22 protein-coding genes are annotated in these 22,490 nt (G+C 60.5%); 15 read left to right on the plus strand and 7 right to left on the minus strand.

The window, feature by feature from the left end:
- The first annotated feature begins 115 nt into the window (after positions 1–115).
- The 4 genes from ACM6IT_RS08250 to ACM6IT_RS08265 all read left to right on the plus strand — a co-directional run bounded on the left by ACM6IT_RS08250 (position 116) and on the right by ACM6IT_RS08265 (position 4,232).
- On the plus strand, positions 116–1,213 hold the full coding sequence (locus tag ACM6IT_RS08250; protein ID WP_056726424.1) for a polyamine ABC transporter substrate-binding protein: 1,098 nt from the start codon (positions 116–118) through the stop codon (positions 1,211–1,213).
- Between the two features lie 72 nt (positions 1,214–1,285).
- A complete protein-coding gene (locus ACM6IT_RS08255; protein ID WP_008048747.1) occupies positions 1,286–2,428 on the plus strand; it encodes an ABC transporter ATP-binding protein in 1,143 nt (380 codons plus the stop codon).
- 35 nt (positions 2,429–2,463) lie between these two features.
- Entirely contained in the window at positions 2,464–3,345 is an 882-nt protein-coding gene (locus ACM6IT_RS08260; protein WP_172435394.1) for an ABC transporter permease subunit, read from the plus strand.
- The gene (locus tag ACM6IT_RS08265; protein ID WP_414913500.1) at positions 3,342–4,232 is read left to right on the plus strand and encodes an ABC transporter permease subunit; all 891 of its coding nucleotides are present in this window, start codon (positions 3,342–3,344) and stop codon (positions 4,230–4,232) included. The genes ACM6IT_RS08260 and ACM6IT_RS08265 overlap by 4 nt, the downstream gene beginning before the upstream one ends.
- Before the next feature lie 63 nt (positions 4,233–4,295).
- Here the strand turns inward: ACM6IT_RS08265 and ACM6IT_RS08270 are convergent, their stop codons facing one another.
- Complete coding sequence (locus ACM6IT_RS08270) at positions 4,296–4,937, minus strand: HD domain-containing protein (RefSeq protein WP_414913499.1); 642 nt, start codon at positions 4,935–4,937, stop codon at positions 4,296–4,298.
- 271 nt (positions 4,938–5,208) lie between these two features.
- Between ACM6IT_RS08270 and ACM6IT_RS08275 the strand changes: the two genes are divergently transcribed.
- A complete protein-coding gene (locus tag ACM6IT_RS08275) occupies positions 5,209–6,174 on the plus strand; it encodes a GlxA family transcriptional regulator (protein ID WP_414917793.1) in 966 nt (321 codons plus the stop codon).
- Between the two features lie 145 nt (positions 6,175–6,319).
- On the opposite strand, the gene ACM6IT_RS08280 is transcribed toward ACM6IT_RS08275, so the two are convergent.
- Entirely contained in the window at positions 6,320–8,719 is a 2,400-nt protein-coding gene (locus ACM6IT_RS08280; RefSeq protein WP_414917794.1) for a penicillin acylase family protein, read from the minus strand.
- A gap of 103 nt (positions 8,720–8,822) precedes the next feature.
- The gene (locus ACM6IT_RS08285) at positions 8,823–9,404 is read right to left on the minus strand and encodes a DUF6436 domain-containing protein (RefSeq protein ID WP_414917795.1); all 582 of its coding nucleotides are present in this window, start codon (positions 9,402–9,404) and stop codon (positions 8,823–8,825) included.
- 96 nt (positions 9,405–9,500) lie between these two features.
- Here ACM6IT_RS08285 and ACM6IT_RS08290 point away from each other — a divergent pair, with 96 nt between their 5' ends.
- Positions 9,501–10,448 carry an alpha/beta hydrolase gene (locus ACM6IT_RS08290; protein WP_414917796.1) on the plus strand — a complete coding sequence of 316 codons (948 nt, stop codon included), beginning with the start codon at positions 9,501–9,503 and terminating at the stop codon, positions 10,446–10,448.
- A gap of 76 nt (positions 10,449–10,524) precedes the next feature.
- On the opposite strand, the gene ACM6IT_RS08295 is transcribed toward ACM6IT_RS08290, so the two are convergent.
- Positions 10,525–11,277: a DUF2059 domain-containing protein gene (locus tag ACM6IT_RS08295; protein ID WP_056726432.1), complete on the minus strand. Its 753-nt coding sequence runs from the start codon at positions 11,275–11,277 to the stop codon at positions 10,525–10,527.
- Positions 11,278–11,385: 108 nt separating this feature from the next.
- On the opposite strand from ACM6IT_RS08295, the gene ACM6IT_RS08300 reads away from it, so the two are divergent.
- Both ACM6IT_RS08300 and ACM6IT_RS08305 read left to right on the plus strand, forming a co-directional pair.
- On the plus strand, positions 11,386–12,018 hold the full coding sequence (locus ACM6IT_RS08300; RefSeq protein ID WP_056726433.1) for a 2OG-Fe(II) oxygenase: 633 nt from the start codon (positions 11,386–11,388) through the stop codon (positions 12,016–12,018).
- 2 nt (positions 12,019–12,020) lie between these two features.
- Complete coding sequence (locus tag ACM6IT_RS08305; RefSeq protein ID WP_414913495.1) at positions 12,021–12,506, plus strand: DUF523 domain-containing protein; 486 nt, start codon at positions 12,021–12,023, stop codon at positions 12,504–12,506.
- A gap of 141 nt (positions 12,507–12,647) precedes the next feature.
- On the opposite strand, the gene ACM6IT_RS08310 is transcribed toward ACM6IT_RS08305, so the two are convergent.
- The gene (locus tag ACM6IT_RS08310) at positions 12,648–13,232 is read right to left on the minus strand and encodes a transporter substrate-binding domain-containing protein (RefSeq protein WP_414913494.1); all 585 of its coding nucleotides are present in this window, start codon (positions 13,230–13,232) and stop codon (positions 12,648–12,650) included.
- A gap of 135 nt (positions 13,233–13,367) precedes the next feature.
- On the opposite strand from ACM6IT_RS08310, the gene ACM6IT_RS08315 reads away from it, so the two are divergent.
- Positions 13,368–13,793: a DUF4399 domain-containing protein gene (locus tag ACM6IT_RS08315; RefSeq protein ID WP_056726436.1), complete on the plus strand. Its 426-nt coding sequence runs from the start codon at positions 13,368–13,370 to the stop codon at positions 13,791–13,793.
- 61 nt (positions 13,794–13,854) lie between these two features.
- On the opposite strand, the gene serA is transcribed toward ACM6IT_RS08315, so the two are convergent.
- On the minus strand, positions 13,855–15,084 hold the full coding sequence (gene serA / locus ACM6IT_RS08320; protein WP_007976393.1) for a phosphoglycerate dehydrogenase: 1,230 nt from the start codon (positions 15,082–15,084) through the stop codon (positions 13,855–13,857).
- 205 nt (positions 15,085–15,289) lie between these two features.
- Here serA and ACM6IT_RS08325 point away from each other — a divergent pair, with 205 nt between their 5' ends.
- The 4 genes from ACM6IT_RS08325 (at position 15,290) to ACM6IT_RS08340 (ending at position 19,508) form a co-directional block, all read left to right on the plus strand.
- Positions 15,290–16,684 carry an FAD-binding oxidoreductase gene (locus ACM6IT_RS08325; protein ID WP_033052123.1) on the plus strand — a complete coding sequence of 465 codons (1,395 nt, stop codon included), beginning with the start codon at positions 15,290–15,292 and terminating at the stop codon, positions 16,682–16,684.
- A gap of 38 nt (positions 16,685–16,722) precedes the next feature.
- Positions 16,723–17,388, plus strand: coding sequence for a fumarylacetoacetate hydrolase family protein (locus tag ACM6IT_RS08330; protein ID WP_056726437.1), 666 nt, complete (start codon positions 16,723–16,725; stop codon positions 17,386–17,388).
- Between the two features lie 169 nt (positions 17,389–17,557).
- Positions 17,558–18,484 (plus strand): SdiA-regulated domain-containing protein, encoded by a 927-nt coding sequence (locus tag ACM6IT_RS08335; protein ID WP_414917797.1) that lies wholly within the window; start codon positions 17,558–17,560, stop codon positions 18,482–18,484.
- A gap of 106 nt (positions 18,485–18,590) precedes the next feature.
- On the plus strand, positions 18,591–19,508 hold the full coding sequence (locus ACM6IT_RS08340) for an SdiA-regulated domain-containing protein (RefSeq protein WP_056726439.1): 918 nt from the start codon (positions 18,591–18,593) through the stop codon (positions 19,506–19,508).
- 161 nt (positions 19,509–19,669) lie between these two features.
- Here the strand turns inward: ACM6IT_RS08340 and rpiA are convergent, their stop codons facing one another.
- Positions 19,670–20,344 carry a ribose-5-phosphate isomerase RpiA gene (gene rpiA, locus ACM6IT_RS08345; RefSeq protein ID WP_160386169.1) on the minus strand — a complete coding sequence of 225 codons (675 nt, stop codon included), beginning with the start codon at positions 20,342–20,344 and terminating at the stop codon, positions 19,670–19,672.
- A gap of 145 nt (positions 20,345–20,489) precedes the next feature.
- Between rpiA and ilvA the strand changes: the two genes are divergently transcribed.
- Both ilvA and ACM6IT_RS08355 read left to right on the plus strand, forming a co-directional pair.
- Complete coding sequence (ilvA, locus tag ACM6IT_RS08350; RefSeq protein WP_008048261.1) at positions 20,490–22,004, plus strand: threonine ammonia-lyase, biosynthetic; 1,515 nt, start codon at positions 20,490–20,492, stop codon at positions 22,002–22,004.
- A 40-nt stretch (positions 22,005–22,044) separates the two neighbouring features.
- On the plus strand, positions 22,045–22,470 hold the full coding sequence (locus ACM6IT_RS08355) for a DUF2269 domain-containing protein (protein WP_414913490.1): 426 nt from the start codon (positions 22,045–22,047) through the stop codon (positions 22,468–22,470).
- Positions 22,471–22,490 lie beyond the last annotated feature (20 nt).

Consider the following 22,490-nt stretch of genomic DNA (forward strand, 5'->3'; position numbering starts at 1 on the left):
TTTTGCTGGAACGGTTTTTCGAGGGTAAGTTGCGCGCCGGTTTTGTTGCCGGGCAACCACGGTTGTCATGTAACGCGGGGCAACTTGGGCCCAACTAATTTCAGAGGACCTCCACTTGCCTATTTTTTCTTTGTTGCGCAATGCCATGCTGGCGGGCGCCGGGTTGACGCTGGCTGTCAGTGCCCAGGCCGCCGGTACCGTGCATATTTATAACTGGTCGGACTACATCGGCGAGACCACCTTGGCCGACTTCCAGAAAGAAACCGGTATCAAGCCGGTTTATGACGTCTTCGATTCCAACGAAACCCTGGAAGGTAAATTGCTGGCCGGGCGTACCGGCTACGACGTGGTCGTGCCGTCGAACCACTTCCTCGGCAAACAGATCAAGGCCGGGGCATTCCAGAAGCTCGACAAGTCGCAGCTGCCGAACTATTCGAACCTCGACCCGGTGCTGCTCAAGCGCCTGGAGCAGAACGATCCGGGCAACCTGTACGCCGTGCCGTACCTGTGGGGCACCAACGGCATCGGTTACAACGTCGACAAGGTCAAGGCTGTGCTGGGCGTCGATACGATTGATTCGTGGGGCGTGCTGTTCGAGCCGGAGAACATCAAGAAGCTGCAAAGTTGTGGCGTCGCGTTTCTCGATTCCGCCGATGAAATGATGCCGACAGTGCTCAACTACATGGGCCTGAATGCCAACAGCACCAACCCTGAAGATTACAAAAAGGCCGAAGAGAAGTTGCTCGCAGTACGGCCTTACGTGACCTACTTCCACTCCTCCAAGTACATCGCGGATCTGGCCAACGGCGATATCTGCGTGGCGATCGGTTTCTCCGGCGACATCTTCCAGGCCAAGAACCGCGCCGAAGAAGCCAAGAAAGGCGTGAACATTGCCTACTCGATTCCGAAAGAGGGCGGTGCACTCTGGTTCGACATGCTGGCGATTCCGAAGGACTCGGCCAACGTCAAACAAGCCCACGCCTTCATCAACTATTTGCTCAAGCCTGAGGTGATTGCCCAGGTCAGCGATTACGTCGGCTATGCCAACCCTAACCCGGGGTCGGACAAACTGATGGAACAGTCCATTCGCACCGACGAAGCGGTTTATCCACCGCAAGAGGTGCTCGACAAGACCTACGTGTCGATCGAGTTACCGCCGAATATTCAACGTTTGATGACCCGCAGCTGGACCAAGGTCAAGTCGGGTAAATAGCCTCAAGGCTCAAACTATCCAAGGTTGGCTCACCTTGAGCGAACTGCACTCTTTTTTCTGGGAGTTTCGTAAATGGCAGTTGCCTCCGGCGCCTATAAGAAAGCCCTCGAGGGCGACCAGCAACCTAAACAGGTGCTGGTCAAAATCGACCGGGTCACGAAGAAGTTCGACGAGACGATTGCCGTGGACGATGTGTCCCTGGAAATCAAGAAAGGCGAAATTTTCGCCCTGCTCGGCGGTTCGGGATCGGGCAAATCCACTTTGCTGCGCATGCTCGCAGGTTTCGAACGGCCCACGGAGGGACGCATTTTCCTCGATGGCGTAGACATCACAGACATGCCGCCCTACGAGCGGCCGATCAACATGATGTTCCAGTCCTACGCCCTGTTCCCGCACATGACCGTGGCGCAGAACATCGCTTTCGGCCTCAAGCAGGACAAGATTCCCGCGGCAGAAGTCGACGCCCGCGTGGCCGAAATGCTCAAGCTGGTGCAGATGAGCCAGTACGCCAAGCGCAAGCCGCATCAATTGTCCGGCGGTCAGCGTCAGCGTGTGGCCCTGGCCCGTTCCCTGGCCAAGCGTCCGAAGCTGCTGCTGCTCGACGAACCGATGGGCGCACTGGACAAGAAGCTGCGTTCGCAGATGCAGCTGGAGCTGGTGGAGATCATCGAGCGCGTCGGCGTGACCTGCGTCATGGTGACCCACGACCAGGAAGAGGCCATGACCATGGCCGAGCGCATCGCGATCATGCACCTGGGCTGGATCGCCCAGATCGGCAGCCCGATCGACATCTACGAAACCCCGACCAGTCGCCTGGTCTGCGAATTCATCGGTAACGTGAACATCTTCGAGGGCGAAGTCATCGACGACGCCGAAGGCCACGCGATCATTACCTGCAAAGATCTGGATCGCCAGATCTACGTCGGCCACGGCATCAGCACTTCGGTGCAGGACAAGTCGGTCACCTACGCGATCCGTCCGGAAAAACTGCTGGTCACCGCCGACATGCCGACCTGCCAGTACAACTGGTCCAGCGGCAAGGTGCACGACATCGCCTACCTGGGCGGGCACTCGGTGTTCTACGTCGAACTGCCAAGCGGCAAGCTGGTGCAGTCGTTCGTGGCCAACGCCGAGCGTCGCGGGCAGCGTCCGACCTGGGGTGATCAGGTCTACGTGTACTGGGAAGACGACAGCGGCGTGGTGCTTCGCTCATGAACATGCGCAAACTCAAGCGTCGACTCAATCGAATAATTCCCGGTGGCCGTCAAATGGTCATCGGGGTTCCCTTCATCTGGCTGTTCCTGTTCTTCATGCTGCCGTTCTTCATCGTACTGAAGATCAGCTTCGCAGAAGCGGACGTGGCCATTCCGCCCTACACCGAAATCTACAGCTACGCCGAGCAGAAGCTGCAGTTGCTGCTTAACCTGGGCAACTACGCGATGCTGGCCGGTGACGAGCTGTACATCGCCGCATATCTCGGCTCGCTGAAGATGGCGCTGTTCAGCACCATCCTCTGCCTGGTGATCGGCTACCCGATGGCCTACGGCATCTCCGTTGCCCGCAAGGAAGTGCAGACGGTGCTGGTGCTGTTGATCATGATGCCGACCTGGACTGCGATCCTGATCCGCGTTTACGCGTGGATGGGCATCCTCAGCAACAACGGCCTGCTCAATGGGTTCCTGATGAGCATGGGCTGGATCGACGAGCCGCTGCAGATCCTCAACACCAACCTGGCGGTCTACATCGGCGTGGTTTATTCCTACCTGCCGTTCATGATCCTGCCGCTGTACGCCAACCTGGTGAAGCACGACCAGAGCCTGCTGGAAGCTGCGTCGGACCTGGGTTCGAGCACCTTCAACAGCTTCTGGAAAATCACCGTGCCGCTGTCGAAAAACGGCATCATCGCCGGCTGCATGCTGGTGTTCATCCCGGTGGTGGGCGAGTTCGTGATCCCGGAACTGCTCGGCGGTCCGGAAACCCTGATGATCGGTAAAGTGCTCTGGCAAGAGTTCTTCAACAACCGTGACTGGCCGGTGGCGTCTGCCCTGGCGGTAGTGATGCTGGCGATCCTGATTGTGCCGATTATCCTGTTCAACCGCAGTCAGGCCAAGGAAATGGAGGGTAAAGAATGAAGCGCTTCCGTTTCTCCAGCCTGATGCTGGTACTGGGTCTGTTGTTCATCTACCTGCCGATGCTGATTCTGGTGATCTACTCGTTCAACGCCTCCAAACTGGTAACGGTGTGGGGCGGCTGGTCGATCAAGTGGTACGTCGGCCTGCTCGACAACAGCCAACTGATGGGTTCGGTGGTGCGTTCGCTGGAAATTGCCTGCTACACGGCGGTGGCGGCGGTGGCATTGGGCACACTGGCGGCGTTCGTCCTGACGCGCATTACGCGCTTCAAGGGCCGTACCCTGTTCGGTGGCCTGGTCACCGCGCCGCTGGTGATGCCTGAGGTGATCACCGGTCTGTCGCTGTTGCTGCTGTTCGTGGCCATGGCGCAGATGATCGGCTGGCCGCAGGAACGCGGCATCGTCACCATCTGGATCGCCCACACCACGTTCTGTGCGGCCTATGTGGCGGTGGTGGTTTCGGCGCGCTTGCGCGAGCTTGACCTGTCCATCGAAGAGGCAGCCATGGACCTCGGTGCTCGGCCGTGGAAGGTGTTCTTCCTGATCACCATCCCGATGATCGCGCCATCGTTGGCGGCGGGCGGCATGATGTCGTTCGCGTTGTCCCTCGATGACCTGGTGCTGGCGAGCTTCGTGTCGGGCCCGGGTTCCACGACCCTGCCGATGGAAGTGTTCTCGGCGGTCCGTCTTGGGGTCAAACCCGAGATCAACGCCGTGGCCAGCCTGATCCTGCTGGCGGTGTCCATTGTGACTTTCATGGTCTGGTTCTTCAGCCGTCGTGCCGAAGAAAGCCGTCGTCGTGCGATCCAGCAGGCGATCGAAGAAGCGGCAGCCGACTCGTGGAAGCAACCGGACGTGCGTCGCGCACAGGCACCGGAAGCGGCTTGAGCCTGAAATCGGGTAGGCCACAGTTCTGTGGTCTACCCGGACCTCTCACAGGTTCTTTGGCGGTCAGGAAATCCAAGGAGATTTGCGGATGACCTCGACGAAGTTCATCGGCTTGAACCCCGGCTCCTGATCCACCAGCACATCGGTCTTCACATTGCCGAACGTGGTCTGCGGACGATGGCGCAAGCCGTCGGCAAACGCGCAGATGATGCACTCCTTGAACCCCTCGCCCCGTGGATGCGCATGCACCACCGCTTCGCGCTGCGAGCTGGAAAACGCTGCGTAGTCCATGCCCAGCACGTCCATCTCGACGCCAGCCGTGACCAGCGCCACGGTGGGCCGCAAATGCCGGGGCACGCCCGGCGTGGTGTGCAGGGCAATCGATAGCCAGACCTGTTCGATGTCGTCATCGCTTAACCCGTAGGGCTTGAGGAACGCCGCTGCGGCGTTGGCACCATCGACTTCGAAGCGCTCGTTGTCGCTGCGATAACCTTGTACCAGGCCCAGGTCATGGAACATCGCGCCGACGTACAGCAACTCCGGGTTGTAGGCCAGTCGCTTGCGCTCACCGCTCAGTGCGCCGAACAGGAAGACCCGGCGCGAGTGGTGGTAAAGCAGGTCGGATTCGATGTCGCGAATGTATTCGGTGGTGGCCCTGGCCAGTGCACTGTCGGGGATCTGGATGCCGGCGATGGTGCTGCTCATGGAGTTTTCCTCGTCGTGAACGCCTTGGCGGCGCTGAGGGTTTCAGTCTGTTCCGGCCCCCGAAGCCGGACAATCGATCCATGGCTGCGATCCCGGCCAATGAGCGTGCATATCGCGCCAACCTCGCTTGTTATGTGTGGATTGGCTAGGGTTGCTGGTGAGCAGCTAGAAAAGATCGCAGCCTTCGACAGCTCCTACATGGCATTGCGCTCACCTGTAGGAGCTGCCGAAGGCTGCGATCTTTTTTCAACGTTGAGGATGAACTTGAACCATGCAGAAAACCGTAGCCATCGTGGTGTTCGCCGGCGTCCAGTCACTGGATGTCACCGGTCCCATGGATGTGTTTTCCGAGGCCAATCGCTTCCTTGCCCCGCAGGATCACTATCGTCTGGAGGTGATCGGCGTCGAGCGCGGGATGATGGCGTGCTCCAACGGTTTGGCACTCAATGCCCATCGGCATTTCAGCGAGGCGCTGGAGCCATACGACCTGTTGCTGGTGGCCGGCGGGCCGCAGTTGCCGTTCATGAGTTTCGGTATGGCATTCGATGGCTGGTTGCGCGATGCCTGTGCCCGGGCCAAGCGCTTTGGCTCGATCTGCAATGGCGCGTTCATGCTCGCCCGGGCCGGATTGCTGGAGGGGCGCACGGTCACCACGCACTGGCAGGACGCATCGGATCTGGCGGTGTTGTGTCCCACGTCCCGGGTGGAGGCGGATCGACTGTATGTCGAGGACGGCGAGCTGTTCACCTCGGCCGGGGTCACCGCGGGTATCGATCTGTCGCTGTATCTGTTGGGTCGGGATCACGGGCCGGAAGTGGCGCTGAATGTCGCCAAGCGGCTGGTGGTGTTTACCCAGCGTTCGGGCGGGCAGTCGCAATTCAGTCCGTTCCTCACGCCGCACGCCGAAACGGATTCAGTGGTGGCGATGGTGCAGCATTACGTGCTGGCCAACCTGACGGGCGACCTGACGATCGCCGACCTGGCCAATGCCGCCAACATGAGCGCGCGGAACTTCTCCCGGGTGTTTGCCAGGGAAGCGAAAATCACCCCGGCCGAGTTCGTCGAGCGTGCGCGAGTGGATGCGGCGAGGACGCTGCTGGAAAGTACCCGCGCGCCGCTCAAGACCGTGGCCTATCAATGCGGATTTCGCGATGCCCAGCACATGCGCAGTGTGTTCAATCGCCGATTGGGGGTGACGCCGCAGCAGTTCAGGTTGAATTTTGCGGCGATGGTTTGAGCTGACATTTTTATTGCCTGTGAGGGACCCTTCGCGGGCAAGCCCGCTCCCACAGGGTTCTCTGGTGTTCACACAATTTGTGTTCGACACAGATCCCTGTGGGAGCGAGCTTGCTCGCGATGAGGCCAGTCCAGCCAGCAAAAATCTATGGCACAGCCCGCGCCGGCAACAGCTTCAACGTACTGCGCGTGTTGGCCGTGACTTCTTCATCATTGAGATGCGCCTGGAAGTACATCCCCTCGATGTAGGCCTCGGCCTGATCATCATAGTGACTGTCGAACAGTACGCCGCTCTGGCCGACCGGGTTGACGGTCAGGCTGTGGGTCGGGTCGGCGAAGTCGATCAGGCGTCGGGTCGAGGGGCCATAGGTGACGGGCCAGGGTGCCGGGCCAATTTTCGCCGAGAGGTTGTTCGGCACTTCATGGCTGCCCGGTGCGGCGAAGGGGCCGACATTGAAGAACAGGTCCAGCGGCTTTTGCTGCCCCAGCGGATGGCCATGGGTCAACGTGTGCGCGTTGCCCCACTGCCATTGCGAGGCGTCGGCGCCGAGTGTGCTCTTGAGGTGCGCGAGGCTGGCTTGCCAGGCGGCCTTCACCGTATCGGCACGGGTTTCCTTGCCGAGGGTGCTGCGGTTGTCCCACCACGGTGAATCGGCGCTGGCGGCCAGGCGGGGGAGCGCGGCGTCGATCACCCGGGTCGAGAGCAGCGTTTCGAAGAAGTCGTTACCCAGTTCATCGCGCATCGTCGCGTCAGCCAGGTTGAACAGGAGTTGGTTGAACAGCGTGGCGCTGGTCGAGTCGAGGGGGTAATCGCCTTGCCACTGGGCCAGTTGCTCCACCAGTTTGAGCTCGGCGGGATCGCTCACCACTTCGCGCAATACTGGCAACAGTGGTGCCAACAGGCGCGGGCCGTAGGCGGTGGTGGTGCCCAGTTGCAGCTTCTGGCTGTTTTCCAGGTCCCATTTGACCGCTTTGTCACTGAGCTGGCGATTGAGTTGCTGGCCGCGATCGGCAAGGTTGTAGTAGCCGGGAATCTCCATGCCGGTCGGCGACACTGGCTGGAAGTTGGCCGAGACGATGTAGCCCCGGGCCGGGTTTTCTTCCTGGGGGTTGGCCGTGAACGGGTAAAAGCCGTCCTTGTCCGCCTCGGCGGTGCTGCCGTCGAGGATGAACCACGGGCGTACACCCGTCGGGCGTTTAGGCAATTGCGCCGCCGCCCACCAGCCGATGTCACCCTTGGCATTGGCCCAGACAACGTTCAGGCCCGGGGCCTGGATTTTTGCCGAGGCATTGCGGGCCTTGGCCAGGGTGTCGGCGCGATTGAGCTGGTAGAAGCCCTCCAGGATCGGGTTCTGGCTTTCGAGAAACGCCCACCACATGGCAATCGGCGTTTTTCCGGCGCCGCTGCCCAAGGCATCGTTGACGATCGGGCCGTGGGGCGACTGGCGCAACACCAGGGTGACTGGCGCCTGGCCCTTGACCGCGATCTGCTGCTCGCTGGTCGTCATGTCCACCCATTTGCCGCGATACCAGACCTGATTGGGGTTGTCCGGGTTGACCTTCTCGGCGATCAGGTCGAGGTCGTCGTTCTGGAACATGGTGATGCTCCAGCCGAAGTCGCTGTTCATGCCCAGGGAGGCAAACGGCATCAGGGCCTGATAGTGGCCGTAGAGTTCAAAGCCCGGCGCCGAGAGCTGTGCTTCGTACCACACCGACGGCGCGGAAAAACGGATATGCGGATCACCCGCCAGCAACGGCTTGCCGCTTTGGGTCCGGCTGCCCGCGACGACGCAGGCGTTGCTGCCCTCGAACTGTGGCAGGCCGTTGTCAGCCAGGGCTTGCTCGCTCAGGCGGGCGAGGGCGTTGAGGTCTTTCCAGTCGGCGCTGGCCAAGGGGGTGCCGGTCCCGTTGAGCACGCCCTTTGGCTGCCAGTCGAGATCGAAGATGTTCAGGTATTCAGGCCCCAGTTGATCGCGAACGAATGTCAGCAAGGGTTCGGTACGAAATGCCGCGGCAAAACTGTAGGCCATGTAGCCGGCGATGCTGATGGTGTCCTGGGCCGTGAACGGGCGTTTTGGAATGCCCAGCACATCGAACTCCACGGGTTTGGCGTGGCTGTCCTGATACTGGTTGATGCCGTCCAGATAGGCTTGCATGGCGATGAAGGAGGGCGACTGCTTGTCGAGATTCGCCAAGTAGGTTTCGGCACGTTCGCGAATGCGCAGGCTGCGCATCAGTTTGTCGGTATCGAGCAGTTTCGGCCCCAGCACTTCGGCCAGTTCGCCACGGGCCAGGCGACGCAGGACTTCCATCTGGAACAGGCGGTCCTGGGCATGCACATAGCCGAGGGCACGGTACAGGTCGGTTTCATTGTCGGCGCGGATGTGCGGGACGCCGCGCTCGTCGTAGCGCACGGTGACGGAGCCTTGCAGGTGTTGCAGTTCCACCATGCCCTGGCGTGACGGCTGCTTGCTGTAGAGGTACCAACCGGCCCCGGCGGCCAGCATGACGATCAACAGAGCGAAAGCGGTCAGGCTGCGTTTCATGGAGACTCCTTGTTGTTATTGTGATTCCTGGCGCCAATGTGTAACACGTTGCGCCGATTTGGCGCATCGCCCATAGGAGGGATTCGTATTACTGCGTCTTTCCCTATTTGCTTGGCTCGACAAGCCACGGGCAGTAACACCCCACCGCCAGTGTGTGCGTGGCACTCACCGCACGTCCCTCATCCAGCGCTTGCAGGATCGGTTCGATAAAGCTGTTGCTCGAATTGCAGGTCAGGCCTTCGCTGTAGGGGCCGAAATACGCCAGTTTGCCGCTGCGATCCCAGATCGCCACGGCCGGGCTGGCGGGGATCTGTTCGGAGCCGGGCAGGACGTCGATGGTTTTCAGGCTGTTCAAGGTGCCCGGCAATTGGCCATGGCTACCGGGTTTTTGCACGGCATAGAATTCCACGCCTTGGGGAATGTAGCGCTCGACCAGTTCGGTCAGGTGTTGTTGGTTGCCGACATTGCACGGGCAGGCCGGGTCCCAGAAGTGCACCAGGCGGATGGCGCCAGGGCCGGCGAGGGATTCGGGAAGGCGCAGCGGATCGCCGGAAAACATCGCGGTGTGCTCGCTGAACGCCCGCAGGTAACGCCCCTGGAACCAGTCGTAGGCCGCCCACAATGCGCCGGCACACACCACGGCGAGCAGGCTGGCAAACAGGGTGGCGCGAAGGGGCGAGCGCATCGGTTCAATCCTCGAAGGTCGGCTAGCTTGCCATGCTTGCCGCGACAGATGAATATCGCAGGCCTATAAAGTCCGTTTCACGTTCTGGAATCGTCCATGCCGGCTACTTTCGACCCTGATTTTCTACGTGCAAGCCTGCTGCCATTGGCGGCCGGGCAGCCGTTGTCGGCGCAGGCGCTGGCTTACCAGCGATTCTACGGGCTGGATTTTGCCTCGCGTCAGGTGCGCAGTGGCCTTGGGCGATTCGAGGTCGACGGTTATGAGCTGGTCAGCCAGTTCTGGTGGCCCGAGCGGGCAAAGGCGACGTTGTTTGTCATCCACGGTTTCTACGACCACACCGGGCTCTACCGGCATGTGATCGAATGGGCGCTGGACCAGGGCTTTGCGGTGATTGCCTGCGACTTGCCGGGGCATGGCTTGTCCAGTGGCGAACGGGCGAGCATCAAGGATTTCGCCGAGTACCAGGACACGCTGCAAGGTCTGTTCAGTGAGGCGCAGTCTCTCGACCTGCCGCAGCCGTGGCACCTGTGCGGGCAGAGCACCGGCGGGGCGATCGTGATCGATCATGTGTTGAATGCGGGGGCGAGCAGCCCGGCCCAGGGGCAGGTGATTCTGCTGTCGCCGCTGGTGCGGCCGCGGGCGTGGGGTTGGTCGCAGCTGAGTTATTACCTGCTCAAGCCTTTCGTCAAAGCCATCGCCCGACGTTTCAGCGAGAACTCCAGCGACCCGGCCTTTCTGCCGTTCCTGCAAGCCGATCCGTTGCAGCCGCTGCGTCTGCCGACGGCCTGGGTGGGCGCATTGGCGCGCTGGATCAAGCGCATCGAGGCCGCTCCCGTGAGTGCCCGCCGGCCGCTGATCGTGCAGGGACAGGCCGACATGACGGTGGATTGGGAACACAACCTGGAAGTGTTGCGGGGCAAGTTTGATCGGCCGCAGGTGCTGATGCTTCCCGAGGCGCGGCATCATCTGGCGAATGAGACGCTGGTGATGCGAGAGGAGTATTTCGGCTTCTTGACCAGGCGGATGAGCCGGCAATATCGATGAGTCAAGATCGAAAGATCGCAGCCTTCGGCAGCTCCTACCGAGCGTTTGTAGGAGCTGCCGAAGGCTGCGATCTTTTTTACTGGGTCAGGTTCGAATTGCTCTGCCCCACCGCCAACCCTGCCCGGATTGCTGCCAATGCGGCTTGATAATAAGCCTGGCCTTCCGAAGATTCAGCAAAGGTCGCGAACTCTTCCAGTTCGTTGTCCGACAGGTCGCGATAGACATACAGCAGCGTGTTGTTCAGGTCGCTGCCGATCTGGTCCATCAGGCGCTGGCGTTGGCCGTTGAGCATGCCTTGGGCCTGACCGGCACCGAGCAACCCGGGGATCATCGAACTCAAGCTGTCGGCGGCGACGCCAGCAATCGCCAGGCTGACTTCCGCGCCGGCCTCGCGTGCGGGCAGGGCTTGTGCCAGGTGGCCGATGATCAGCATGCGGCTGTCACTGGCCTGCATCTTCGGCAGGCCCTTGGCGTTTTTCGCCAGTTGGTCGCGACGGGTCGCCAGCAGCTCGGCGGCGACGACTTTCTTGCCCAGGGGTGACTGGAAAAACGTCAGCGCGGGCTTGGGGTTGGCGAGGTTCTTGCGCAATTGCGCTTCGGCGCGCTGGTCCATGGCCTGGGCGGAAAAACGCTGATTGCTGTTACTGACCAGTGCCTGAAATACCGCTGGAGGCAGGCTGCCCTGGTAGCGTTGCTGAGCGGCCGAGAGGGCGTCGCTGAAATGCGCGCGTTGTTCCGGCCAGCCGGCGACCTTGTACAACAGGTCATGGCCGTCTGCCCAGGCGGGCATAACGCAGAACATCAGCAGTGATAAAAGCAAACGGCGCATAGGGACTCCTGTCAGCAGGCGACTATTCTCCGTGCGGCACTCCTGCTTGTCGAGAATTCGTATCAACCCGCTGCGCGGCGCTGTCGGATTTCCGGGCACAGGAATACTATGCGCGCCATGCAAATATCCTCTGATCACCCGCTGCTGCTACGAATCGTCGACGACCTGGCCGAGCACGGCTGGTCGCAGCAGAATATTTTCCTGCCTCTGGATCTGACCCGGGCGCTGGCGGCCGAGTGTCGCAAACGTGCTGCCGAGGGTGAACTGGCTCCGGCCGCCGTCGGCCGTGGACCGTTTTCGGAGATCCGCGAAGGGATTCGTGGCGACCATATCCAGTGGATCGACCCCGGCCAGGCCGAGGCGTGCGACAGCTACCTGAGTTTGATGAACAGCCTGCGCGAGGCGATCAATCGCGGTCTGTTTCTCGGCCTGGAGGATTTCGAAAGCCATTTTGCGATGTACCCGCCCGGTGCGTTCTACCTGAAGCACGTCGACCGCTTTCGCGATGACGACCGGCGTATGGTTTCGGCGGTGGTTTACCTCAATGACGCCTGGCTTCCCGAACTCGGCGGCCAGTTGCGCATGTACCTCGACAATGATCGCGTCCACGACGTGCAACCTGTAGGCGGCTGCCTGGTGGTGTTTCTCTCCGGAGAGGTGCCCCATGAAGTCCTGCCCGCGACCCGGGATCGCCTGTCGCTGACCGGCTGGTTCCGCCGGCGCGGCAACGAGCCGTTCTGATCATGCAGAAAATTCTCGTCAGCCGCTGCCTGTTGGGCCACCGCGTCCGTTACGACGGCGGGGCCAGCGGGCCGTTCGATCAGCTTCAGCAGTGGCTTGATGAGGGGCGGGTCGTGCCGTTGTGCCCCGAGGTGGCCGGTGGATTGCCAACACCTCGGGCGGCAGCGGAAATTCCAGGCGGGCAGGGCGTGCAAGTCCTCGATGGCCAGGCGTTGGTGATCACCACCGAGGGTGAGGACGTCAGTTCGCAGTTTCTGTCGGGGGCGTATCAGGCACTGGAGCTGGTACAAAAGCACGGCATCCGCATCGCCGTCCTCAAGGCCAACAGCCCGTCCTGCGGCAATCTGCTGACCTATGACGGGACGTTCAGCGGTGTGAAGGTCAGTGGCGAGGGCGTGACGGCGGCACTGCTCAAACGCCACGGGGTGCAGGTGTTCAGTGAGCTGGAGTTGCCGCAAGCGGCGCAGGCGTTGGCAACGCTGAACTGACAGCCGACACAAAACCAAATGTGGGGGCGGGCTTGCTCGCGAAGGGGGAATGTCAGTCGAAAGAGATGCTGACTGACGCACCGCCTTCGCGAGCAAGCCCGCTCCCACAGGTTTTGCATTCACTTGGGCTTCAAGGTGGGCTCAAGGCTTCGGCACCACACCCGCATCCGCCCCCAACCACTTCTGCTCCAGCGCTTGCAGTCGTCCGTCATCCTTGATCCGCTGCAAGGCGTTTTCCAGGCTGGCATGGAACGCCGGATTACCCTTCTGGAACGGAATCGCCAGGCTCACGGCCGGGTTGGTTTTGGGCGTCTCTTGCGTCAGCGATTGCACCAGTAAAATGGAGCGCGGCTCTTCTTTCTGCGCGATCAGTTGCGCATGGGTTTGAATGTAAGGCTCGCTGAAGTCGAAACGATCCTTGAGATCCGGGGTCACTGCTATGTGGTTGATAGCGATGTCGTATTTGCCGCTTTCGACGCCGGTCAGCAGATCGCTGCCGTCGGTGACGACAAAGTCGGCCCGGACATCGAGTTCACTTGCCAGCAGTTGGCCCAGCTCGACTTCGAAGCCGGTGAGCTTATCGTCATCCTTGAAATTGAACGGGGGAGTGTTGGCTTCAACGGCAATGCGCAATTCGCCCCGGTCGTTGACGTCATCAATCAGTTCGGCATGAGCCAAAGGGCTCAGAAGGGGTAGCAGGCAGATCAGGCCAGGCAGAAAGCGCATGGTCACTCCTTTGAATTTATTATCGCGACCCTCTGATTCAGGCTCGCTTTGCTATGGTTGTCGAGTGCCTTCGACAACGAATGGCCATGAAGTTGTCATGGTCACGCGGATTTTACGGAAAAACTGGAGAAGAGAATGAAAACCTTTATGTCACGTGCTGCTTTGGCTGGCCTGTTGATGGGTGTTTCGGTGCTGGCCAGTGCTGCAACGCCGGCTCCGAAAGGCGCCGAAGTGTCCATCGTGTCTCCCAAGGATGGCGCGACGGTTCCCCAGACGGTCGTGGTCAAGTTCGCGGTCGAGAACGTTGCCTTGGCACCGGCGGGCGATACCACCAAGAACACCGGTCACCACCACTTGCTGATCGATGTCGACGAGCTGCCCGCCGCCGGTGCGCCGATTCCCAAGGATGCCAACCACATGCATTTCGGCAACGCGCAGACCCAGGCTGAAGTAACGCTCACGCCGGGCAAGCACACCTTGCAGTTGGAACTGGGCGATAGCAACCACATGCCGTTCGATCCGCCGATCGTTTCCGAGAAGATCACCGTCAACGTCAAGTAACGTTGTGGCGTGAATGAAAAAGGGAGCCCGAAGGCTCCCTTTTTTGTCGCTCAGGTCGTGATCAGAACAACACACGACTACGGATGGTGCCTTTGACGTGTTGCAGCTTCTCTTGCGCCAGATCCGAGTACTCGGCGTCGACGTCGATTACCACGTAACCGACTTTCTCGTTGGTCTGCAGGAACTGACCGGAGATGTTGATGCCGTTTTCGGCGAAGACCTTGTTGATCTCGCTGAGCACGCCCGGGATGTTTTCGTGGATGTGCAGCAGGCGGTGCTTGCCAGGGTGAGCCGGCAGGGCCACTTCCGGGAAGTTCACGGACGATACCGAAGTACCGTTGTCGCTGTACTTGACCAGTTTTTCCGCCACTTCCAGACCGATGTTGGCCTGGGCTTCAGCGGTGGAACCGCCGATGTGCGGGGTCAGGATCACGTTGTCCAGGCCACGCAGCGGGCTTTCGAACTCTTCGTCGTTGGAGCGTGGCTCCACCGGGAATACGTCGATGGCCGCGCCGATCAGGTGCTTGTCCTTGATGGCTGCCGCCAGGTGGTCCAGTTCGACCACGGTGCCGCGGGCGGCATTGATCAGGATGCCGCCTTTCTTGATGGCGCGGATTTCCTTCTCGCCCATCATCCACTGGGTGGCGGCGGTTTCCGGAACGTGCAGCGAAACGATGTCGGACATCGCCAGCAGCTCGTGCAGGTTGCCTACCTGAGTGGCGTTACCCAATGGCAGCTTGGTGATGGTGTCGTAGAAGTACACCTGCATGCCCAAGCCTTCCGCCAGGACCGACAGTTGAGTGCCGATCGAGCCGTAGCCGACGATGCCCAGCTTCTTGCCACGGATCTCGAAGGAATTGGCCGCGCTCTTGATCCAGCCGCCACGGTGGCAGGAAGCGTTCTTCTCAGGGATGCCGCGCAGCAGCAGGATCGCTTCGGCCAGCACCAGCTCCGCTACGGAACGGGTGTTGGAGTACGGTGCGTTGAACACCGCGATGCCGCGTTCGCGGGCCGCGTCCAGGTCGACCTGGTTGGTGCCGATGCAGAAACACCCTACAGCCACGAGCTTCTTCGCGTGATCGAAGATCTCTTCGGTCAGTTGAGTGCGGGAGCGAATGCCGATGAAGTGAGCATCAGCGATCTTTTCCTTGAGCTGGGCTTCCGGCAGAGAACCCGTGAGGTACTCGATGCTGGTGTAGCCCGCCGCCTTGAGGACGTCGACAGCCGATTGGTGGACGCCTTCGAGAAGAAGGAACTTGATCTTGCTCTTATCGAGAGAAGTCTTGCTCATCTGCGTAAACCTGTGTCCCGGAGAAAAAATGGCAGGAAGTAGCCAGCAGATGCTGACCCGGACGGCAGGAAAGCCGTCACCGCAGAACAGCCCTTGGGCACTATCCTGCGGGGTCGTTATGCTAGCATATGCACCCCGCTAAACACTCATTCCTGCGACGTGAAGCGTTCTCAGGATGACCATGAATTGTTCGAGAGTTCTGTCGATGACCAATCCTGCCCTGATTGAAGAGCTGAAGACCCTGGTTGAGCCTGGCAAGGTGCTGACCGATGCCGACTCCCTGAATGCTTACGGAAAGGATTGGACCAAGCATTTCGCCCCGGCCCCGACCGCCATCGTGTTCCCCAAGACCACCGAGCAGGTCCAGGCTATTGTCCTGTGGGCGAACAAACACAAGGTGGCGCTGGTGCCGTCCGGCGGTCGTACCGGTCTTTCCGCAGCAGCGGTGGCGGCCAATGGTGAGGTCGTGGTGTCCTTCGACTACATGAACCAGATCCTCGACGTGAACCTCACTGACCGCACGGCCGTTTGCCAGCCGGGCGTGGTCACCGAGCACCTGCAGAACGTCGCCGAAGAGAAAGGCCTGTACTACCCGGTGGACTTCGCTTCGGCGGGTTCGAGCCAGATTGGCGGCAATATCGGCACCAATGCCGGCGGGATCAAGGTGATTCGCTACGGTATGACCCGTAACTGGGTCGCCGGCATGAAAGTGGTCACCGGCAAGGGTGACGTTCTGGAACTGAACCGCGACCTGATCAAGAACGCCACCGGCTACGACATGCGCCAGCTGTTCATCGGTGCCGAAGGTACCCTCGGGTTCGTGGTCGAAGCGACCATGCGCCTGGACCGCGCACCGAAAAACCTCACTGCAATGGTCCTCGGTACCGCCGATTTCGATTCGATCATGCCGGTGCTGCACGCCTTCCAGAGCAAGCTTGACCTGACCGCCTTCGAATTCTTCTCCGACAAAGCCCTGGCCAAAGTCATGGCTCGTGGCGATGTGCCGGCGCCGTTCGAATCCGATTGCCCGTTCTACGCGCTGCTGGAATTCGAAGCGACCACCGAGGAAGTGGCCAACCACGCCCTGGAAACCTTCGAGCACTGCGTCGAGCAGGGCTGGGTACTGGACGGTGTGATGAGCCAGAGCGAAACCCAGCTGCAGAACCTGTGGAAGCTGCGCGAATACATCTCCGAAACCATTTCCCACTGGACACCGTACAAAAACGACATCTCGGTCACCGTATCGAAAGTCCCGGCATTCCTGAAGGAAATCGACGCCATCGTCGGCGAACACTACCCGGATTTCGAAATCGTCTGGTTCGGCCACATCGGCGACGGCAACCTGCACTTGAACATCCTCAAGCCGGATAACCTGAGCAAGGATGAGTTCTTCGCCAAGTGCGCGACAGTCAACAAGTGGGTGTTCGAAACCGTCGAGAAGTACAACGGTTCGATCTCCGCCGAGCACGGCGTGGGCATGACCAAGCGTGACTACCTGACCTACAGCCGCTCGCCTGTCGAGATCGAATACATGAAGGCGGTCAAGGCGGTGTTCGACCCGAACGGCATCATGAACCCGGGCAAGATTTTCGCTGTTTGATTTTCGAACTTTAAGAGCCAACGAAGCAGGAGTCGGTAATGAGCTATCAGCACCAGTATGTCGACGGTACGCGCATTCACTTCCCGTTGGGGAAAGTGGTGTGCATCGGCCGTAACTACGCCGAACACGCCAAGGAACTGGACAATCCGGTGCCGACCGAGCCGCTGCTGTTCATCAAGCCGGGCAGTTGCGTGGTACCGCTGGAAGGCGGTTTCAGCATTCCGACCGAGCGCGGTTCGGTGCATTACGAGGCGGAAATCGCGGTCTTGATCGGCAAGCCGTTGTCGACCAAGCCGAGCCGTGAAGAAGTGCTCGACGCCATCTCCGGTTTCGCTCCGGCCCTGGACCTGACCCTGCGCGACAAGCAGGCCGAGCTGAAATCCAAGGGTTTGCCCTGGGAAATCGCCAAGTCCTTCGACGGCGCGGCAGTGCTTGCTCCGTTCGTGTCCGGCAGCACCTTTGCCGACCTGACCGATATCGGCATTCGCCTGACCATCAACGGTGAAGTGCGCCAGGACGGCAACAGCAGCGCGATGCTCAACCCGATCGTGCCGATGATCCAGCACATGGCCGGCTGCTTCTCGCTGCAGGCTGGTGACGTGATCCTCACCGGCACGCCAGTGGGCGTTGGTCCGCTGAACGTCGGTGACGAGATCGTTCTGGAATTGCCCGGCGCCAGCAGTTTCACCAGCAGCGTTCGCTAGTCCAGGCACCGCCAAACCCACATTGATTTTTCCGTGGTCTTCAAAAGGCTCACCCTGGCATTTCCCGTTTTTTTCACATCCAGTCTGGATAATTTCAGGGCTATTGGCCTCTGAGCCGGCCCCAAACTGTGCTATTACCCTAGCCTGAATTTCTGGAACGCATTCCTCGATGGCCACTCCTCCTCTTTCCACGCTTGAACCTGTTCGCCGTTCGCGCTTCGCCCTGCGCTGGCACACCTGGCTGCTGCTGGTGGCGGTTGTTGCCTACGGCGTCGCATTTGCCATGCACTGGGATTCTCGTGGCGTGCTCTGGGTGAAAGAGCAATTCAAGAGTCCGGCCGAGCGTCAGGCGAGTATCTGGCTTCCGGGCTATCGGGCGGTGATCGATGCCAAGCCGTTGCCGGGCATGGAGAAGGATGAAGCATCGGACGTGGCCTACGACCCTCAGACCAAGACCCTGTTTTCGGTCATGGGCAAGAACCCGTTCCTGGTCGAATTGAACTTGCAGGGCGATGTGCTGCGCAAAATGCCGTTGGTCGGCTGGAGCAACCCTGAGGGCATCACCGTGCTGGGCGACGGCCGGCTGGCCATTGTCGATGAGCGAGAGCATCTGATCGCTATCGTCAAGGTCGATGCCGATACCCGTGAATTGAATATGGCCGACTTCCCGAAATACGACCTCGGGCCTTCCAAAGACCAGAACAAGGCGTTCGAGGCTGTCACCTGGGACCCGAGCAATCAGCAACTGTTGCTGGGCGAAGAGCGCCCGCCGGCATTGTTTGCCTGGAAAGGTGACGGCAAGGTTCTGACCGGCGACAAGCTGAAGCTGGCCAGCCATGCACTGGATATGCGCAACCTGTCTGCCCTGGCCGTCGATCCACGGACCGGCCACATGCTGGTGTTGTCCGCTGACTCGCACCTGCTGCTGGAGCTGGACAAGAAGGGTGAGCAGGTCAGTTTCATTACCCTGCTGCGTGGCTTCAACGGTCTGAAAAATACCATTCCCCGTGCCGAAGGCGTAACCATGGATGAAGCGGGCACGCTGTACATGGTGAGTGAACCGAACCTGTTTTATCGCTTCGAAAAACAGAAGTAACCAGCGCCTGCGCTGATGGCCTGTACGTAAAAGGCCAACGGCCATTAAGCTTCAGTTCAGACGGGCGTGATATTTCATCCGCCTGTTTTGACCCGAGCCCACCCGAATGCGTCGATTTGCCCGTCCCAAATCCCTGATTCTGATTCTGTTGGTGGTCTTGCTGATCGCGTTGATAGCGATCGCCCAGTACATGCGCCTGTTCGAGCGCACCTGGTTCAATCTGCATACGCTGTGGCAGCCGGTGAGTTCCCGGTCCATGGGGCTGGACCAGTACCAGGTCGTGACCGAAGCGCAGGTGATCGATGGCCTGGCCGACAACGTTTCGGCGCTGACCTACGATCCCGTGCGCAAAAGCCTGTTCACCGTCACCAACAAACGGAGCGAGCTGGTCGAGTTGTCCCTCGACGGCAGGATCTTGCGTCGTGTGGCGCTGGTCGGTTTCGGTGATCCGGAGGCGGTGGAGTTCATCAGCGAAGACATCTACGTGGTCACTGATGAAAGCCAGCAGCGGCTGATCAAGATTCGTCTGGAGCAGGACACCACCTTCGTCGATGCGGCAGACGCCGAGCAGATGACCATTGGCGTACACATGGGCGGCAACAAGGGCTTCGAGGGCCTGGCCTACGACTCTGTGGGCAAGCGCCTGTTCGTCGCCAAGGAGCGCAACCCGATGCTGATCTACGAGGTGCACGGTTTTCCGCGCTTCAATCCTGAAGAATCCTACTCGGTGCACGTGATCAACGACCCCAAACGTGATGCCGGGATGTTCGTGCGGGATCTGTCGAGCCTGCAATACGACGAGCGCAGCGGGCATTTGCTGGCGCTGTCGGATGAGTCGCGATTGATTCTGGAGCTGGATGTGGGCGGGCGTCCGCTGAGCACAATGTCATTGAGCAAGGGGCGCCATGGCCTGCAAAAAACCGTGCCGCAAGCGGAGGGGCTCGCCGTGGACGACGACGGTGCGTTGTACCTGGTGAGTGAGCCAAACCTGTTCTACGTGTTCAAGAAACCCACGCAACTCTAACCAGCACCCCAAAACAAATGTGGGAGCGGGCTTGCTCGCGAAGGCAATCTGTCAGTTGACATCTCTATCGACTGACACGACCCCTTCGCGAGCAGGTCGGATCGCCGCACCGCCGCTCCCACAGGTATTTCGTCTGCCCGCAAACAGGTGGGCAAACTGGCTTACTCGGCGCGCAGTGTCTTCACGCCTTCGCTCGTACCCAGCAACAACAGATCCGCCGGACGTGCCGCGAACAAACCGTTGGTGACCACGCCGACGATCGCATTGATCTGCGTTTCCAGTTCCACCGGATTGGTGATCTGCATGTTGAACACGTCGAGGATGATGTTGCCGTTGTCGGTCAGCACGCCTTCACGGTAAACCGGGTCGCCGCCGAGCTTCACCAGTTCGCGGGCCACGTGGCTGCGGGCCATCGGGATCACTTCCACCGGCAGCGGGAAAGCACCGAGGACCGGCACCAGTTTGCTGGCGTCGGCGATGCAGATGAAGGTCTTGGCCACGGCCGCGACAATCTTCTCGCGGGTCAGGGCCGCGCCGCCGCCCTTGATCAGGTTCAGGTGCTCGTCGCTTTCATCAGCGCCGTCGACATAGAACTCCAGGTCGCTGACGGTGTTCAGTTCGTACACCGGAATCCCGTGGCCCTTGAGGCGTGCGGCGGTGGCTTCGGAGCTGGCGACAGCGCCGTCGAATGCGCCCTTGTGCTTGGCCAGCGCGTCGATAAAGCAATTGGCGGTGGAGCCGGTGCCGACCCCGACGATGCTCTTGTCGTCGAGTTTCGGAAGGATGAAGTCGACGGCGGCCTGAGCCACTGCCTGTTTGAGTTGATCCTGGTTCATGCGGGCTCCGGGGTGCCGAGGAGGGGACGAAAGGCCGGCATTATAGCCCTAAGCGGGGCTAAAACCTCTGCATTCGTATGGTCGTACAGTTGAAAGCCGGGTTAGACTCCTTGGTCCTGCCCAACCCGCTCAGTGATGCTTTCCGATGCTTGAACAGTACGTCAAAAAGATCCTCACCTCGCGCGTTTATGACGTTGCCGTAGAAACCCCGCTGCAGACTGCCCGCCAGCTCTCCGAGCGGCTGGGCAACAGCATTTGGCTCAAGCGCGAAGACTTGCAGCCGGTGTTCTCGTTCAAGATTCGCGGCGCCTACAACAAGTTGACCCAGTTGAGCGACGAAGAACGCGCTCGCGGCGTGGTCACCGCGTCGGCGGGCAACCATGCCCAGGGCCTGGCCCTGGCGGCCAAGGTGTTGGGCGTGAAAGCGACCATTGTCATGCCCAAGACTACCCCGGAGATCAAGGTCGAAGGCGTGCGCTCCCGTGGTGGCAAAGTGGTGCTGCACGGCGATTCGTTCCCGGAAGCCCTGGCCTACTCGCTGAAACTGGTCGACGAAAAAGGCTACGTCTACATTCACCCGTACGACGACCCCCACACCATTGCCGGGCAGGGCACCGTGGCGATGGAGATTCTGCGCCAGCATCCGCAGCCACTGGATGCGATTTTCGTCCCGGTGGGCGGCGGCGGCCTGATCGCCGGCATCGCCGCTTACGTGAAGTACCTGCGCCCGGACATCAAGGTCATCGGCGTCGAACCGGATGACTCCAATTGCCTGCAAGCCGCCATGGCGGCGGGTGAGCGTGTGGTACTGCCGACCGTAGGCCTCTTCGCCGACGGCGTGGCGGTGGCCCAGATCGGTCAGCACACCTTTGACATCTGCAAAGACCATGTCGACGAAGTGATCACCGTCAGCACCGACGAAATCTGTGCGGCGATCAAGGATATCTACGACGATACCCGCTCGATCACCGAACCTGCCGGCGCCTTGGGCGTGGCCGGGATCAAGAAGTATGTCGAGCAGCGCGGCGTCAGCGGCCAGACCTTCGTGGCCATCGACTCCGGGGCCAACGTTAACTTCGATCGCCTGCGCCATGTTGCCGAGCGTGCGGAGCTGGGTGAGGGCCGCGAAGCAATCATCGCCGTGACCATTCCCGAGAAACCGGGCAGCTTCAAGGCGTTCTGCGAGGCCATCGGCAAGCGTCAGATCACCGAATTCAACTACCGCTACAACACCGGCAGCGAAGCGCACATCTTTGTCGGCGTGCAGACCCACCCGGAAAACGACCCGCGCAGCGCGTTGATCGCCAGCCTGAGCGAGCAGGGTTTCCCGGTGCTGGACCTGACCGACAACGAACTGGCCAAGCTGCACATCCGCCACATGGTGGGTGGGCGTGCGGCGCATGTGGTCGATGAAGTGATCCTGCGTTTCGAATTCCCGGAGCGTCCGGGTGCGCTGTTCAACTTCCTCAACAAGCTCGGCGGGCGCTGGAACATCTCGATGTTCCACTACCGCAACCATGGCGCGGCCGATGGCCGTGTCGTCGCGGGCCTGCAAGTGCCTCACGACGAGCGCCACCTGGTGCCGGCGGCGCTGGAAGAAATCGGTTACCCATACTGGGACGAAAGCGACAACCCGGCTTATCAGCTGTTTCTTGGCTGAACGGCTACGCTGACGGGCAAGGAAATAAGGAAATCTGACAATGGAAACGTTAACTGCCCTGAAAGCGGCGCACATGGTGGCAACGGTTGTACTGCTGGCCTGTGCGCTGGGGCTGGGAGCCTGGGTTTTGCTTGCGCGGCGCAAGGGTGACGCGACGGCGGGTAGTCGAACCTTGCAGCGGCCAAGGGTATTTGTCTGGCTGCTGATGGGCCTGGCGCTGCTGAGCATGCCGTTTACCGGCTGGTGGATGGTGCACCTGGTGGGCTGGCCGCTGGGGCAAGCCTGGTTGCTGGTGTCGAGCGTGCTGTACACCGTGGCGGCGCTGGCGTGGTTCTGGCTGCTGGTGCGGCTGAACAAGCTGCGCAAGACGCCGGGTGGTGTGGGGAAATTCACCTTTGCCTTGGCGTTGTTCAGTTTTGTCTGTCTTGTGGCCATTGCCGGGTTGATGGGTGCCAAGCCTGTTTGACCCAAAAAGATCGCAGCCTT

It is taken from the genome of Pseudomonas sp. IT-P4, from assembly GCF_949767755.1.
GTDB classification, from domain to species: domain Bacteria; phylum Pseudomonadota; class Gammaproteobacteria; order Pseudomonadales; family Pseudomonadaceae; genus Aquipseudomonas; species Aquipseudomonas monachiensis.

Bases quoted from the DNA above. Each gene is read 5' to 3' on its own strand.
- ACM6IT_RS08255 (WP_008048747.1), top strand. From the start codon at position 1,286: ATGGCAGTTGCCTCCGGCGCCTATAAGAAAGCCCTCGAGGGCGACCAG.
- ACM6IT_RS08265 (WP_414913500.1), top strand. From the start codon at position 3,342: ATGAAGCGCTTCCGTTTCTCCAGCCTGATGCTGGTACTGGGTCTGTTG.
- ACM6IT_RS08270 (WP_414913499.1), bottom strand. From the start codon at position 4,937: ATGAGCAGCACCATCGCCGGCATCCAGATCCCCGACAGTGCACTGGCC.
- ACM6IT_RS08275 (WP_414917793.1), top strand. From the start codon at position 5,209: ATGCAGAAAACCGTAGCCATCGTGGTGTTCGCCGGCGTCCAGTCACTG.
- ACM6IT_RS08280 (WP_414917794.1), bottom strand. From the start codon at position 8,719: ATGAAACGCAGCCTGACCGCTTTCGCTCTGTTGATCGTCATGCTGGCC.
- ACM6IT_RS08285 (WP_414917795.1), bottom strand. From the start codon at position 9,404: ATGCGCTCGCCCCTTCGCGCCACCCTGTTTGCCAGCCTGCTCGCCGTG.
- ACM6IT_RS08290 (WP_414917796.1), top strand. From the start codon at position 9,501: ATGCCGGCTACTTTCGACCCTGATTTTCTACGTGCAAGCCTGCTGCCA.
- ACM6IT_RS08295 (WP_056726432.1), bottom strand. From the start codon at position 11,277: ATGCGCCGTTTGCTTTTATCACTGCTGATGTTCTGCGTTATGCCCGCC.
- ACM6IT_RS08300 (WP_056726433.1), top strand. From the start codon at position 11,386: ATGCGCGCCATGCAAATATCCTCTGATCACCCGCTGCTGCTACGAATC.
- ACM6IT_RS08305 (WP_414913495.1), top strand. From the start codon at position 12,021: ATGCAGAAAATTCTCGTCAGCCGCTGCCTGTTGGGCCACCGCGTCCGT.
- ACM6IT_RS08310 (WP_414913494.1), bottom strand. From the start codon at position 13,232: ATGCGCTTTCTGCCTGGCCTGATCTGCCTGCTACCCCTTCTGAGCCCT.
- ACM6IT_RS08315 (WP_056726436.1), top strand. From the start codon at position 13,368: ATGAAAACCTTTATGTCACGTGCTGCTTTGGCTGGCCTGTTGATGGGT.
- serA (WP_007976393.1), bottom strand. From the start codon at position 15,084: ATGAGCAAGACTTCTCTCGATAAGAGCAAGATCAAGTTCCTTCTTCTC.
- ACM6IT_RS08325 (WP_033052123.1), top strand. From the start codon at position 15,290: ATGACCAATCCTGCCCTGATTGAAGAGCTGAAGACCCTGGTTGAGCCT.
- ACM6IT_RS08330 (WP_056726437.1), top strand. From the start codon at position 16,723: ATGAGCTATCAGCACCAGTATGTCGACGGTACGCGCATTCACTTCCCG.
- ACM6IT_RS08335 (WP_414917797.1), top strand. From the start codon at position 17,558: ATGGCCACTCCTCCTCTTTCCACGCTTGAACCTGTTCGCCGTTCGCGC.
- ACM6IT_RS08340 (WP_056726439.1), top strand. From the start codon at position 18,591: ATGCGTCGATTTGCCCGTCCCAAATCCCTGATTCTGATTCTGTTGGTG.
- rpiA (WP_160386169.1), bottom strand. From the start codon at position 20,344: ATGAACCAGGATCAACTCAAACAGGCAGTGGCTCAGGCCGCCGTCGAC.
- ilvA (WP_008048261.1), top strand. From the start codon at position 20,490: ATGCTTGAACAGTACGTCAAAAAGATCCTCACCTCGCGCGTTTATGAC.
- ACM6IT_RS08355 (WP_414913490.1), top strand. From the start codon at position 22,045: ATGGAAACGTTAACTGCCCTGAAAGCGGCGCACATGGTGGCAACGGTT.